Origin of the sequence: Micromonospora sp. NPDC007271 (assembly GCF_040634005.1) — a bacterium.
GTDB lineage: Bacteria > Actinomycetota > Actinomycetes > Mycobacteriales > Micromonosporaceae > Micromonospora.
This window is the reverse complement of the sequence record NZ_JBEYER010000032.1, coordinates 24,935-38,221: the sequence shown is the minus strand read 5'-3', so window position 1 is coordinate 38,221 and position 13,287 is coordinate 24,935. Positions and strand designations below refer to the sequence as shown.

Sequence of the window (13,287 nt, the reverse complement as noted above, 5' to 3'; positions counted from 1 at the left end):
ATCAATGCAGGGTTGTGGTGCCTCATGCCGGCGCCGAGCGAAGCGAGGTGACGGCATGAGCGCCGTAACGGAAAAGGCGACGCCGAAGCGGCTGCCGCCGGCGGGGCGGCGTACCGGTGGCCCGCCCCACATGGGCATGGGCATGCCCGCCGAGAAGGCGATGAACTTCGGGCCGTCCGCCCGGCGGCTGCTCGGGCGGCTGCGGCCGTACCGGATGGAGCTGACCGCCGTGCTCGCGCTGGCCGTGGCGAGCGTCGGGCTCAGCGTGATCGGGCCGAAGGTGCTCGGCCACGCCACCGACCTGATCTTCAGCGGGGTGATGGGCCGGCGACTGCCCGCCGGCACCACCACCGAGGAGGCGGTGGCCGCCGCCCGGGCGTCCGGCAACGGCAACTTCGCCGACATGCTGGCCCGGATGGACGTGGTCCCCGGCGTCGGCATCGACTTCACCGCGCTGGGCCGGGTGCTGGCCCTGGCCCTGGCGCTCTACCTGGGCGCCAGCGTGCTGATGTGGGCGCAGGGCTGGCTGCTCAACGGCGTGGTGCAGCGGACTGTCCTGCGGCTGCGCGCCGAGGTGGAGGAGAAGCTCAACCGGCTGCCGCTGCCCTACTTCGACCGGCAGCCCCGCGGCGAGCTGCTGAGCCGGGTCACCAACGACATCGACAACATCTCGCAGACCCTCCAGCAGACGCTCAGCCAGCTGGTCACCTCGCTGCTCACCGTGGTCGGCGTACTGGCCATGATGGTCTGGATCTCGCCGCTGCTGGCGCTGGTGGCCCTGGTGGCGGTGCCGCTGTCGGTGCTGGTCACCGCCCAGATCGCGAAGCGCTCGCAGCGGAAGTTCATCGCCCAGTGGACGCACACCGGCGAGCTGAACGGGCAGATCGAGGAGGCGTACACCGGCCACGAGCTGGTCAAGGTCTTCGGCCGGCAGAAGGAGGTGGAGGGCGCCTTCCACGCCAAGAACGAGCAGTTGTTCCAGGCGAGCTTCGGCGCGCAGTTCGTCTCCGGGATCATCATGCCGGCGATGTTCTTCATCGGGAACCTCAGCTACGTGGCGATCGCCGTGGTCGGCGGCCTGCGGGTGGCCTCGGGCACGATGAGCCTCGGCGACGTGCAGGCGTTCATCCAGTACTCGCGGCAGTTCACCCAGCCGCTCACCCAGGTCGCCTCGATGGCCAACCTGCTCCAGTCCGGGGTGGCCTCGGCCGAACGGGTCTTCGCGGTCCTCGACGCCGAGGAGCAGAGCCCGGAGCCGGCGCGGCCGGCCCGGATCGCCGACCCGCACGGCCGCGTCGAGTTCGAGCACGTCTCCTTCCGGTACGACCCGGACAAGCCGCTGATCGACGACCTGTCCCTGGTCGCCGAGCCCGGACACACGGTGGCGATCGTCGGGCCGACCGGCGCCGGCAAGACCACCCTGGTCAACCTGGTCATGCGGTTCTACGAGCTGGACGCCGGCCGGATCACCCTGGACGGGGTGGACATCACCACGATGCGCCGGGACGAGCTGCGCGGCCGGATCGGCATGGTGCTCCAGGACACCTGGCTCTTCGGCGGCACCATCCGGGACAACATCGCGTACGGGCGGCCGGACGCCAGCGAGGAGGAGATCCTGGCGGCGGCCCGGGCCACCTTCGTCGACCGGTTCGTCCGCAGCCTGCCCGACGGGTACGACACCGTGATCGACGAGGAGGGCAGCAACGTCAGCGCCGGCGAGAAGCAGCTGATCACCATCGCCCGGGCGTTCCTCGCCGAGCCGTCGCTGCTGATCCTCGACGAGGCCACCAGCTCGGTGGACACCCGGACGGAGGTGCTGCTCCAACGGGCCATGGCGGCGCTGCGGTCCGACCGGACCAGCTTCGTCATCGCGCACCGGCTCTCCACCATCCGCGACGCGGACCTGATCCTGATGATGGAGAACGGCCGGATCGTCGAGCAGGGCACGCACGACCAGTTGCTCGCCGCCGGCGGGGCGTACGCCCGGCTGTACCGGTCGCAGTTCACCGGAGCGGTGATCACGGACGAGGTCCCGGCACCGCTGCCGGGGGGTGCGCCGGCAGCCGGGGCGCTTCCGGCGGCCGCGCCGGCCAAGAACTGACGTGGATCCGGCGCCCGGCCCGGCGCCGGCTTCCCGCCGCGATGGCGGGCAGCCGGCGCCGGCCGCCAGCCGGGAGCCCGGCCGGGTTCCCGGAGCCGGCCCGGATCCCGGAGCCGGCCCGGGCCTGCGGCAGTCAGTCGGCCGGGAGCAGCCCGGCCGCACGGGCGGCGACCACCCGTCCGATCAGCTCCAGCGCGGCGGCCACCGGCATCGGGTCGAGCCTCCGGCCGTCGCGCAGCCGCAGGGACACCGACCCGCCGGCCGCCTCCCGTGGGCCGACCACCCCGACGTACGGGACCTTGCGGCGCGCCGCGTCGCGGATCCGGGCGCCCAGCGAGCCGACCAGGTCGACCTCGGCCCGCAGCCCGGCCGCCCCGGCCCGCCGGCACAGGTCGACGGCCGCGTCCGCCTGGCCGTCGTCCACCGGGATCAGCACCACCTGCACCGGGGCGTACCAGGCCGGGAAGGCGCCGGCGTGCACCTCGATCAGGTACGCGAAGAGCCGTTCCATGCTGCCGACCAGGCTCCGGTGCACCATCACCGGCCGTTTCCGGCTGCCGTCCGCATCGGTGTACGACAGGTCGAACCGCTCCGGCTTGTCGAAGTCGAGCTGGACGGTGGAGATGGTCGACTCCCGGCCGGCCGCGTCGACGATCTGGATGTCGATCTTCGGCCCGTAGAAGGCGGCCTCGCCCGGCCCCTCGGTGAAGTCGACCCCGTCGAGCGCGGCGCGGAGCAACTCCTCGGCCCGCGCCCACGCGGCGTCGTCCCCGACGTACTTCTCCCCCGGCCCGCGCAGCGACAGCCGGAACCCGGCCGGCCGAACGCCGAGCGCGGCGTGCGCCTCGCGGATCAGCCGCAGGATCTCGCGTACCTCGTCGCCGACCTGCTCGAGGGCGCAGAAGTTGTGCGCGTCGTTGAGCGAGATGGCCCGTACCCGGGCGAGCCCGCCGAGCACCCCGGAGCGCTCCGCCCGGTACATCCCGCCCAGCTCGGCCACCCGCAGCGGCAGCTCCCGGTAGGAGCGGCCCCGGGCGCGGAAGACCAGCGCGTGGTGCGGGCAGAGCGCCGGCCGGAGCACGAACTCGTCGTCGGCGGAGAGCTGCATCGGCGGGAACATGTCGTCGGCGAAGTAGCCCAGGTGTCCCGACAGCTCGAACAGCTCCCGCTTGCCCAGCGGCGGCGAGTAGACGTGCTGGTAGCCGGCCCGGCGCTCCAACTCCCGCACGTACTCCTCGACGGCATGGCGGGCGGCGGCGCCGGCCGGCAGCCAGATCGGCAGCCCGGCGCCCGCGAGGGGGTCCGAGACGAACAGCTCCAGCTCCCGGCCGAGCCTGCGGTGGTCGATCATGTCGCTCTCCTTGATCGGGTACGACCCGGAGGCGAGCTGGCCCGGAACGCCGCGAGGCCCCGGGGCGGTTCGCCCCGGGGCCTCGTCGACGGATACGTCAGTGCGGCGCGCCGGGGATTCCCGGCGTCGTGGTCACCACCGCGCTGCGCATGCGGCGACGGTACGCGCGACGGCTCGGGTCGCACACCTGGATTTCGGGGAGCGGGGGCGGGTCGTCGGCACGGGACCTGCCGACGACCCGCCGCGGCCCGGCCGTCGGGAACGGGGGACCCGACGGCGGCGGGACCGCGTCCCGACAACGGTACGCCGGGGAGCGGTGGTTCGCCGCCCGCCTCGGTGAGCGACGCCACGCGGAGAGGCCGTCACAATCGCCCCCGCCGCATCGTTGTCCACTGGTGGCCCGCTGGTGTCCATGGTCACCACCGAGTGGGGCAGCTCCCGGTGACGCGGGACACGCCGTCAGGCTCGGTGCAATCGAACGGGGGAATCCGGCGAGGTGGCGGTCGTGCCCGAACTCATCTCTGACGTCGCGTCGCCGGCGTGGGTGTACCTGGCGCTGCTGGGGCTGCTGGCCGCCGACGCCTTCGTGCCGGTCGTACCGACCCAGGTCGTCATGATCACCAGCGGCGCGCTCACCGTCTACGGCGGACTCAGCCTGCCGCTCACCATCGTCGTCGGCGCGCTCGGCGTCTTCGCCGGCGATCTCGCCTGCTACCTGCTGGGCCGGAGCACCCCGAACCGTCCGGCGTCGCGGCACACCATGCCCGGCCGGGCCCGCCGGGCCGCCGCCCGGGTCACCCGTGGGCTGCGCGAGCCGGGGCCCCTGGTGATCCTGCTCTGCCGCTTCGTACCCGGCGGTCGGATGGCCGCCTGCTTCTCGGCCGGGCGCAGCCGCTACCCGTACCGCCTCTTCCTGCTCTACGAGAGCGTGGCGGCGACCGGCTGGGCCGCATACGGCAGCCTGGTCGGGCACCTGGGCGGCCGGGCGCTGACCGAGTCGGCGTGGCGGCTCGCGGTGATCGGCGGGGTGGCGGCGGCCGGCTTCGCGGCGGCCGGCTGGGCGATGAGCGCGATCAGCGCCCGCAACACCCGCACCGAGGCCGAGGCCAAGGTACGGGTCGGTGTCGACTGACGCCCGCGGTCCGGAGCACCTGATCGACCTGAGGAAAGCCCGCGCCGGCGGCAGCCGGTAAGGGACTTCCCCGGGATCGAAGTGGGGGGCGGCCCCGGATCCTTTTCGGACCGTTCCGGCGACAGGCTGGGGCATGCCTGGAAACCGGACGTCCGGCCTGTTGACCCTCGGCGGGATCGCCCTGGCGGCGGTGCTCGCCGTGCTCGGCCACCTTGAGGTGAGCGACGACCTGGATCCCTGGTCGCTGACCGTCAGCGACTTCGCCGTCTCCGACCGGGGCGGCGTCATCGACGTGGCCATGGCGGTGCTCGCCGGCGCGACGGCGGTGCTGATCCCGGCGCTCTGGCGTACCGGATCCGGGTCGAACCCCGGAGGCGCGCGGTCCACCGGCGACGGACGGGCGCCGACCGGCGACGGGGCGGCCGGGCGGGCCGGACGGCGGCAACGGCTGGCGGGGGCGCTCCTGGCGGCCTGGACCGCCGGCCTGCTCGCCACCGCCGTGGTGCCGACCAACGAGCCCGGCCTGCCCATGGACACCGCGGCCTACCTGCACCGGTACGCCTCGGTGGTCGCCTTCCTCGCCCTGCCGGCCGCCGGCTGGCTGCTCGCCGGGCCCCTAGGCGGCCGTGCCGCCGGCTGGCTGCGCGCGCTCACCCTGGGCAGCCTGCTTCTGGCCGGGGCGATGATCTGGTCCGCCTACCCCGGCGACCGGATGCTGATCGGCCTGACCGAACGCCTGCTCATCCTCACCGAGGTCGCCCTCCTAGCCGTCGTCGCCCTGTCCCTCACCCGGACCCGCGATCATGGAGTCGTGGCACTACGCAGAGCGCCCGTAGCACGACGGGTCGGGCACCACAACTCCATGATCGACGCGTGATCACTCCAGTTCGTGGAGCATCAGTTGGCGGGCGGCCTCGGTGATGGAGCCGGAGAGGCTCGGGTAGATGGTGATGGTCTGGGCCAACTCGTTGACGGTGAGGTTGTTCTCCACCGCCATGGTGATCGGCAGGATCAGCTCGCTGGCCTTCGGCGCCACCACCACGCCGCCGATCACCTGGCCGCTGGCCGGGCGGCAGAAGAGCTTGACGAAACCGTCCGCGAGATCGGCCATCTTGGCCCGGGCGTTGCCCGACAGCGGCAGCATCACCTGCCGGGCCGGCACCTTGCCGGCGTCCACCTCGTTCTGCGAGACGCCGACCGTGGCCAGCTCCGGGTCGGTGAAGACGTTCGCCGCGACGGTACGCAGCCGCAGCGGCCGGACCGCCTCGCCGAGCGCGTGCCACATCGCGATCCGGCCCTGCATGGCGGCGACGCTGGCCAGCGGCAGCACCCCGGTGCAGTCACCGGCGGCGTAGATGCCGGGGACGTTGGTCCGGGAGACCCGGTCGACGGTCACGTAGCCGCCCCGGGCCAGCTCCACGCCGTACTCGGCGAGGCCCAGGTTGGCGGTGTTCGGGATCGAGCCGACCGCGATCAGCGCGTGCGAGCCGACCACGATCCGGCCGTCGGCGAGCACCACCTCGACGCCGTCGCCGATCCGGCGGACCGCCTCGGCGCGGGAGTTGTTGAGGATGGTCATGCCCCGGTTGCGGAACACCCGCTCGATCGCCATCGCGGCGTCGGCGTCCTCGTGCGGCATCACCCGGTCCCGGCTGGAGACGAGGGTGACCTCGACACCCATGGCCAGGTACGCGCTGGCGAACTCTGCGCCGGTCACCCCGGAACCGACCACGATCAGGTGCTCCGGCAGCTCCGGCAGGTCGTACACCTGGCGCCAGGTGAGGATCCGCTCGCCGTCCGGCAGCGCGGTGGGCAGCTGGCGCGGGGTGGCGCCGGTGGCGATCAGGACGGTGGACGCGGCGATCGAGTACTTCTCGCCGCCGCCGGCCGGCGTGACGACCACCCGGTGGGTGTGACCGAGCGTGTCCTCGCCGAGCCGGGCGGTGCCGGCCACGAACTCCACCCCGGACTTGACCAGCTTGGCGTGGATGTCGGCGGACTGGGCCAGGGCGAGCCGCTTGACCCGCGCGTGCACCGCCTGAGCGTCGACGGTGACCGCCTCCAGCCCGTCCGAGTGCACGCCGAACTCGTCGGTGTCCCGGTAGCCGGTGACCACCTCCGAGCTGGCGATGAAGGTCTTCGACGGGACACAGTCGGAGAGCACGCAGGCGCCGCCGGCCCCCTCCGCCTCGACCACGGTGACATCAGCGTCGAGCTGGGCGGCGACCAGCGCCGCCTCGTACCCGGCCGGCCCTCCGCCGATGATCACGATCTGGCTCACAGCGCTCGCCCCTCGTCAGTGCTCACAGTGACTTTCTTCTCCCCGTCGCGCTCGACACGCACCGTCGTATTCTCCCCCACGCCCCGGCCGGGCTATCGTCATCGCCGTGCGTCTGTACGCCGCTTATGGCTCAAACCTGGACCCCGCTCGAATGCGCGCCTACTGCCCGCATTCGCCGATGGTGGGCACCGGCTGGCTGGAGGGGTGGCGACTCACCTTCGCCGGCGAGGGCGTCATCGGCTGGGAGGGCTCGGTCAGCACGGTGGTCGAGTCCCCGGGTGACCGGGTCTTCGTGGCGCTCTACGACATCCACCCGTACGACGCCGCGCAGCTCGACGAGATCGAGGGCGTGACCGCCGGGACGTACCGGAAGCTCACCGTACGCGTCTCGACGCTGGACGGGGACGTGACCGCCTGGGTCTACGTCTTCGACGGGTACGAGGGCGGCCTGCCGACGTCGTGGTACCTGTCGGAGATCGCGACCGCGGCGGAGAAGGCGGGCGCGCCCGACGACTACGTCACCGACCTGCGGTCCCGCCCCACCGGCACCGCGTCGGCCTAGCGCGTCTCGTCGGCCTGCCGCGTATCCCACGCGGTCAGTGTCCTCCGGCCGGTTCCCCGGCCGGCGGGCAACCCCGCGCCGGGTCGCCTATCCCACATCCATGGCGGTGACCGTGCGCTCGTACACGTCGGTCCAGCGCTCCTCGTGCAGGCCGAGGGAGCGGTAGAGGGTCACCGGGGTGGTCGGGTTGGCCAGGTCGACGCCGAGCCCGGCGGAGGCCCGGCCCTTGGCCGCGTAGACCGCGAACGCCCGGCGCAGCAGCGCCGCACCCACCCCGCGTCGCCGGTACGCGGGCAGCACCGACAGCGTGCGTACCCAGCCCATGTCGTGCTCCAGCGCCTGGTCCGAGGACTGGAGGGCACCGGCCGGCTCCCCGTCGACCTCGGCGACGAACCACTCGTCCCACACCTTGCCGTAGGACGGGATCAGCTCCCGCCACTGGTCGAAGCCGAGCGGCTCGTGGTCCGGGGTGTCCCGGAACGCGGTGTCGAAGATCCGGTGGAACAGCCGCAGGTCGGCCTCGTCGCCGGCGCGCAGCGGGCGGACGGCGACCCCGGCCGGCGGAGCCGGTTCGGCGGGCAGGTCGGCGAGGGAGCGGCTCATCCGGATGTACCGCTTGACCCGGGTGAAGCCGGCCTCGGCCAGCTCGGCCGCCCAGCGGGTCTCCGGCGCGAAGACCGCGCAGCGCACGGTCAGCGCCGGCAGCCCGCGTTCGGCGGCCCGCTCGGCGACCCGGTCGAGCTGACGGGCCAGCATCGGGGCGCGCAGGCCGTCGCCGCGGTCCGGGTCGACGAGTACGTCGACGAACTCGCGGCCGACCCCGGTCGGGTTGTTCAGGATCGCCCAGGCGACCGCGGCCCCGTCCGGGTCGGTGACCAGCCACGAGTCCCGGGCCGGATCGACGAAGGGGGCGGTCAGCGCGGACTCGACGTCCTCGGCGTCGAAGTCCGGGTAGCCGAGAGCGAAGACGTCGGCGGCGTGCACCACCTTGAGGATCGCGGGTACGTCATCGAGGGTGGGGCGGCGGGCGGTCCAGCCGGCGGGGAGCGTCACGCCGCCGATCCTGGCAGCCCGTCCGGCGGCCACGCCTCCCATTTATCCGCCGCGTACGTGCAGCCGGGCGGCGCTGAGCAGGTTGAGCAGTTCCGCTCCCTCGCCGGGGGCGAGCGCCCGGAACGCGGTCGCGGCCAGCCGGTCGGTCACCGCCTCGGCCCAGAGCCGCCGCCGCACCAGCGGCCCCACCGGCGGGTACGGGGGCGACCAGCCACAGGCGGCGGCCCCCGCCTCCCCCTCCGGCCCGGCCAGCACCGCCTCCAGCGGGGTCATCCCGGACGCCCGGACGGCCAGCAGGTACGCCCCGGTGAAGTGCTCGCGGAGCAGCAGCATCCCGACGGCCGCCCGCGCGCCCGGCGAGCGGTCCGGGACCGGCATCGCCCGCCACGCCGCGAAGAGCGGCATCCCGCTGCCGTCCGCCGCCTCGACGGCGCGTTCCAGCAGGCCGGCCAGGCGGGGCGCCTGGGGCGCGTCGCCCAACTGCTCGACGCCCCACCGGCAGCACTCGGCCAGGTTCGCGGCGGCCACCTCCAGCGGGCGGACCGTACGGGCGGCGGCGTCCCAGCCGTCGGCGACCGCCTCCGGGGCGATGAAGCCGAGCGCGGCAGCGACCGTCTCGGCGCGGACGTCACCGAGCGCCCCGGCCCGGCCGGTGATGTAGAACGCCCAGCCGGAGATGCCCAGCAGCCGCGCCCGGCGCAGCGTCGCCGGGCGGCGGGAGAAGGTTTCCCCGAGCTCCAGCACCAGCGGCTTGCTGGCGGCGGCGACCTGCTCTGGAGTCATCGACGGGGCACCCCCGTCCGTTCACCGTGGTCATCCATCCCGGTCAGTCTGCCGGGTCGCCGCCCGCGTCGGCATCCCCCGCTTCGGCCGCCAGCGCCTCCAGCGCCGCCTCCACCTCGCCGGTGCGCCGGCGGGCAGCGGTGACCGATCGTTCGGCTCCCCGCCGGGCCAGCTTGGCGCGGCTGAGCTCCTGCTCGGCGACGGCCCGACGGCGTTCCAGCTCGGCCAGCTCGGTCTCGATCCGGTCCAGCGTCGCGCTGCCGTCCCGTTCGGACCCGACCGCCTCGGTCAGCTCCTGCTCGGCCCGGTCCAGATCGCCGCGGGCCTGCGCCAGCTCGCGTTCCAGCGCGCGGCGGCGTTTCGCCCGCTCGGCCCGGGCCGCCCGCTCGGCGGCCCGCTCGTCGCGGGTCCGGTGGGCCCCGGCCCGCTCGGCCGCCCGCTCGCGTACGGGCGGCTCCTCCGCGCCCCCGGTGACCAGCCGCAGCTGCGGGCGGGGCACCTCGCCGAAGCCGGCGTAGTGGGTGGCCCGGAGCAGCCGGCCCGCCCGGATCTGCTCGGCCACCTCGGTGTCGGAGAGGGCGGCGTTGAGGGTCGCCTCCACCTCGGCCAGCGGCAGCTTCCCGGCCGGCGGGGCGGCCGGCTCGGCCGCGGCCAGCTTGCGTACCTCGCTCACCAGCGCGCCCACGACGGCCCGACGCTGGGCGGAGAGCTCGCGCAGCTTCCCGCCGCGCAGCTCGCGTTGGGCGGCGCGCAGCGACTCGGCGAGCTGCGCCAGGTCGGCGACCAGCTCGGGCCGGCGGATGGCCAGCAGGTTGACCAGCCAGGCGGCGACCGTGGGCCGGCGCAGCCGGCCGATCTCCCGGGCGGCCTTCGGGTCCCCGGCCCGGCGGGCCTCGGCGACCGCGGCGTCCCGGGCCGCGACGAACCGGTCCGGCGGCGTCGCGTACAGCCGCTGGACCAGCTCGGGGGGCGGACCGGCCATGCCGGTCAGACGTCGACCCGGGTGCCCGGTTCGAGGCGGCGGTACTCGGTCTTCGACAGCGCGGTGTACTGCCGGTCGAGCACGCCGAAGCCGTTGGTGTTGAGCAGGCCGTCGTGCAGCGCGAAGGCGCGGCGCGGGGCGACGGCCCGGATGAAGTCGACCACCTCGGAAAACTTCGACCAGGGTGCGTGGATTGGGGCGAACAGGGTGTCCACCTGGACGTCGTCGGGGACGAACAGGGCGTCGCCCGGGTGGTAGACGACGTCGTTGAACAGGTAGCCCAGGTTCTGGATGACCGGGATGTCGGGGTGGATGACGGCGTGCTGCCCGCCGTACGCGCGGACCGGGACGCCGGCGGCGGTGAACGACTCACCGGGCGCGACCACCACCAGCGCCTCGGCGGCGTCACCGAGGACGCCGGCGAGCGAGGCCGGGCCGTTGACGGTGAACGGGCGGCGCTCCAGCGCCCGGGTCAGCGCCTCGACGTTCACGTGGTCCGGGTGCTCGTGGGTGATCAGCACCGCGTCCGCCCTGTCCAGGGCCTCCGGTTCGCTGTAGACCCCGGGGTCCACCACGACCACTCCCCCGTCGTGCTCCAGCCGGACACAGGAGTGGCCGTACTTGGTGACCTGCATCGTGACTCCTCGATTATCGAATCGTGACGTCCTCAGCGCAGTCTGCCGGAACCGGCGCGGTGGCGCGCCGCGTCCGACGTATCGACCCCGCGGCGGGGTCGTCGAGGATCGGAGCGGGGACATGAGCGAGCGTCAGCGAGCGAATCGTCAGCACAGCGCCGTGGTGCCTCATGCCGGCGCCGAGCGCAGCGAGGTGGCGGCATGAGCGGACGGGGCAGAGGTCGCCGGGCCGTGGCGCTGGCGGCGGTGGGACTGGTGTCGGTGCTGGTCGCGGGGGCCTGCGGTGCCGACAGTGGAGCGAACGATCAGGCCACGTCGGCGCGGGCGCAGGGGCCGGCGGCCGCGGGCGGGGACGCGGCCCGCCAGGAGGGGGCCCCCGGCGCTAGCGGCGCGGGCGGCGCCGACCTCCGGGTCGACCAGCGGTCGATCATCTACACCGGGACGCTGCAGGTGCGAGTGGCCGACGTGGACCGGGCGGCCCGGGACGCGACGGCGGCGGCGACCGCCGCGGGCGGGTTCGTCGGTGGCGACCAGCGGCACAGCGGATCGGACGACGCCCGGGCCGAGCTGACGCTGCGCGTGCCGGCGGACCGGTTCACCGCGGTCGTCAACGAGCTGGCCCGGCTCGGCCAGCCGGAGGAACGCCAGGTACAAACCGAGGACGTCACCGAGGAGACCGTCGACCTGGACGCCCGGATCGCCACCCAGCGGGCCCGGGTGGACAGCGCCCGGAAGCTGCTCGCCAAGGCCACCTCGATCAACGACCTGGTCACGTTGGAGAACGAGGTGGGCAAGCGGGAGGCCGACCTCGCGTCGCTGGAGGCGAAGAAGCGCCGCCTCGCCGACCTGACCGCGCTCTCCACGATCACGGTGACCTTCGTCCGCACCGCCGCGACGACGGCGGAGAAGGAGGAGACCGAGCTGGGCTTCCTGGCCGGCCTGCGCGGCGGCTGGGACGTCTTCGTCACCACGGCGTTCGTGCTGCTGACCGTGCTCGGCGCGGTGCTGCCGTTCGCGGTCGTGATCGGCGTACCGGTCGCACTGCTGCTGCGGGCGCGGCGTCGGCGGGCGCGGCGCACCCCGCCGGCCGGCCCGGCGCCCTCGGTGCCGGGACCGGCCGGGCCGGTGGGTGGTCCGCCGCCTAGCGCGCCGCCGCCAGTGCCCGCAGCGCGGTCTGGACCATGAGGCGTACGCCGACCGGGATGGCGCGCTCGTCCACGTCGAACGAGGCCCGGTGCAGGTCCACGTTGGGACCGTTCCGGCCGACCCCGAGGCGGGCGAGCGCGCCCGGCACGTGCTCCAGGTACCAGGAGAAGTCCTCGCCACCCATGCTCTGCGGGGTCTCCGCGATCCCCTCGGGGCCGAGGGCCGCGGCGGTGGCGGCGGTGAGCACGCCGATGGCGCGGGCGTCGTTGGTGACCGGCGGCCGGCCACGCAGGTATTCCAGGTCGACGGTGGCACCGGTGGGGGCGATGACGTCCCGGACGACCTGCGCCACGATCTTCGGGGCCTGATCCCAGGTGTCGCGGTCCATCACCCGGAGGGTGCCGGCGGCGCAGGCCTCGGAGGGGATGACGTTGTAGCGGGTGCCGGCCGTGGCGTGGCCGAACACCAGCAGCAGCCCGCTGTTGGCCGGCACCCGCCGACTGACCAGGGCCGGCACCTCGGTGACCAGCCGGCCGAGCGCGTCGACCAGGTCGACCGTGAGGTGCGGGCGCGCGGTGTGCCCGCCCGGGCCGCTGAGCCGGACGGTGACGTTGTCGGCGGCGGCGGTGATCGGGCCGACCCGCAGGCCGACCCGGCCGACCGGCAGGTTCGGGTCGCAGTGGACGGCGAAGATCTGCACCACGTCGTCCAGGCCCCCGGCCTCGATGACCTCCAGCGAGCCGCAGGGCAGGATCTCCTCGGCTGGCTGGAAGATGAGCCGGACCCGGCCGTCGAGCTGGCCGAGGTCGGCGAGCTGGGCGAGCAGCATCCCGACGCCGAGCATCACGGTGGTGTGCACGTCGTGCCCGCAGGCGTGGCAGACGCCATCCACCGTGGACCGGTACGGCACGTCCTTGGGATCCGTCAGCGGGAGGGCGTCGATGTCGGCGCGGAGCGCGATCACCGGGCCGTCCGGCCGCCCGTCGATGTCGCAGATGACACCGTTGCCCTTGGGCAGGAGACGCGGCTTCAGCCCGGCGAGGGAGAGTTCCCGGTGGATCAGGGCGGCCGTCTCGAACTCCTCGCCGGAGAGCTCCGGATGGGAGTGGATGTGACGGCGGGTGGCGATGAGGCCGGGTACCCGGAGGGCCAGCAGCTGGTCGAGCTCGAAAGGCAGGGGCTGGGATCCGGATGGCGCCTCCGGCCAGGACGACGCCAGCGGGCTGCCGGAAGGAGGCAGCGTCAACGCACTCGTCACGTC

The 13,287-nt window shown here is 74.1% G+C and carries 12 protein-coding genes; 5 read left to right on the top strand and 7 right to left on the bottom strand.

Annotation, left to right across the window (positions count from 1 at the left end; all coding sequences use genetic code 11):
- Nucleotides 1-55 precede the first annotated feature (55 nt).
- A complete protein-coding gene (locus tag ABZ570_RS14245; RefSeq protein WP_358062150.1) occupies nucleotides 56-2,101 on the top strand; it encodes an ABC transporter ATP-binding protein in 2,046 nt (681 codons plus the stop codon).
- A gap of 133 nt (nucleotides 2,102-2,234) precedes the next feature.
- On the opposite strand, the gene thrS is transcribed toward ABZ570_RS14245, so the two are convergent.
- Nucleotides 2,235-3,467 carry a threonine--tRNA ligase gene (gene thrS, locus ABZ570_RS14240; protein ID WP_358062223.1) on the bottom strand — a complete coding sequence of 411 codons (1,233 nt, stop codon included), beginning with the start codon at nucleotides 3,465-3,467 and terminating at the stop codon, nucleotides 2,235-2,237.
- A 490-nt stretch (nucleotides 3,468-3,957) separates the two neighbouring features.
- Between thrS and ABZ570_RS14235 the strand changes: the two genes are divergently transcribed.
- Nucleotides 3,958-4,584 (top strand): VTT domain-containing protein, encoded by a 627-nt coding sequence (locus ABZ570_RS14235; protein WP_358062147.1) that lies wholly within the window; start codon nucleotides 3,958-3,960, stop codon nucleotides 4,582-4,584.
- 133 nt (nucleotides 4,585-4,717) lie between these two features.
- Nucleotides 4,718-5,461, top strand: coding sequence for a DUF998 domain-containing protein (locus tag ABZ570_RS14230; RefSeq protein ID WP_358062144.1), 744 nt, complete (start codon nucleotides 4,718-4,720; stop codon nucleotides 5,459-5,461).
- Here ABZ570_RS14230 and ABZ570_RS14225 read toward each other — a convergent pair whose 3' ends face one another.
- Nucleotides 5,462-6,865, bottom strand: coding sequence for an NAD(P)H-quinone dehydrogenase (locus ABZ570_RS14225; protein ID WP_358062141.1), 1,404 nt, complete (start codon nucleotides 6,863-6,865; stop codon nucleotides 5,462-5,464).
- Nucleotides 6,866-6,971: 106 nt separating this feature from the next.
- Here ABZ570_RS14225 and ABZ570_RS14220 point away from each other — a divergent pair, with 106 nt between their 5' ends.
- Nucleotides 6,972-7,427, top strand: coding sequence for a gamma-glutamylcyclotransferase (locus ABZ570_RS14220; protein ID WP_358062138.1), 456 nt, complete (start codon nucleotides 6,972-6,974; stop codon nucleotides 7,425-7,427).
- An 87-nt stretch (nucleotides 7,428-7,514) separates the two neighbouring features.
- Here ABZ570_RS14220 and ABZ570_RS14215 read toward each other — a convergent pair whose 3' ends face one another.
- Genes ABZ570_RS14215 through ABZ570_RS14200 form a run of 4 tightly spaced genes read right to left on the bottom strand, consistent with a single transcriptional unit; the run spans nucleotide 7,515 to nucleotide 10,880 of the window.
- Nucleotides 7,515-8,480 (bottom strand): GNAT family N-acetyltransferase, encoded by a 966-nt coding sequence (locus tag ABZ570_RS14215; protein WP_358062135.1) that lies wholly within the window; start codon nucleotides 8,478-8,480, stop codon nucleotides 7,515-7,517.
- A 42-nt stretch (nucleotides 8,481-8,522) separates the two neighbouring features.
- Entirely contained in the window at nucleotides 8,523-9,263 is a 741-nt protein-coding gene (locus tag ABZ570_RS14210) for a hypothetical protein (protein ID WP_358062132.1), read from the bottom strand.
- A 43-nt stretch (nucleotides 9,264-9,306) separates the two neighbouring features.
- Nucleotides 9,307-10,245, bottom strand: coding sequence for a hypothetical protein (locus ABZ570_RS14205; RefSeq protein WP_358062129.1), 939 nt, complete (start codon nucleotides 10,243-10,245; stop codon nucleotides 9,307-9,309).
- 5 nt (nucleotides 10,246-10,250) lie between these two features.
- Nucleotides 10,251-10,880: an MBL fold metallo-hydrolase gene (locus ABZ570_RS14200; protein ID WP_358062126.1), complete on the bottom strand. Its 630-nt coding sequence runs from the start codon at nucleotides 10,878-10,880 to the stop codon at nucleotides 10,251-10,253.
- A gap of 201 nt (nucleotides 10,881-11,081) precedes the next feature.
- On the opposite strand from ABZ570_RS14200, the gene ABZ570_RS14195 reads away from it, so the two are divergent.
- Nucleotides 11,082-12,065 carry a DUF4349 domain-containing protein gene (locus ABZ570_RS14195; protein ID WP_358062123.1) on the top strand — a complete coding sequence of 328 codons (984 nt, stop codon included), beginning with the start codon at nucleotides 11,082-11,084 and terminating at the stop codon, nucleotides 12,063-12,065.
- Here the strand turns inward: ABZ570_RS14195 and ABZ570_RS14190 are convergent.
- Nucleotides 12,022-13,284 carry an amidohydrolase gene (locus ABZ570_RS14190; protein WP_358062120.1) on the bottom strand — a complete coding sequence of 421 codons (1,263 nt, stop codon included), beginning with the start codon at nucleotides 13,282-13,284 and terminating at the stop codon, nucleotides 12,022-12,024. The two genes, ABZ570_RS14195 and ABZ570_RS14190, sit on opposite strands and share 44 nt — an antisense overlap.
- Nucleotides 13,285-13,287 lie beyond the last annotated feature (3 nt).

What these genes read in the sequence shown, in the direction of transcription:
- ABZ570_RS14245 (WP_358062150.1), top strand. Translation starts at nt 56, where the DNA reads ATGAGCGCCGTAACGGAAAAGGCGACGCCGAAGCGGCTGCCGCCGGCG.
- ABZ570_RS14230 (WP_358062144.1), top strand. Translation starts at nt 4,718, where the DNA reads ATGCCTGGAAACCGGACGTCCGGCCTGTTGACCCTCGGCGGGATCGCC.
- ABZ570_RS14210 (WP_358062132.1), bottom strand. Translation starts at nt 9,263, where the DNA reads ATGACTCCAGAGCAGGTCGCCGCCGCCAGCAAGCCGCTGGTGCTGGAG.
- ABZ570_RS14205 (WP_358062129.1), bottom strand. Translation starts at nt 10,245, where the DNA reads ATGGCCGGTCCGCCCCCCGAGCTGGTCCAGCGGCTGTACGCGACGCCG.
- ABZ570_RS14200 (WP_358062126.1), bottom strand. Translation starts at nt 10,880, where the DNA reads ATGCAGGTCACCAAGTACGGCCACTCCTGTGTCCGGCTGGAGCACGAC.
- ABZ570_RS14195 (WP_358062123.1), top strand. Translation starts at nt 11,082, where the DNA reads ATGAGCGGACGGGGCAGAGGTCGCCGGGCCGTGGCGCTGGCGGCGGTG.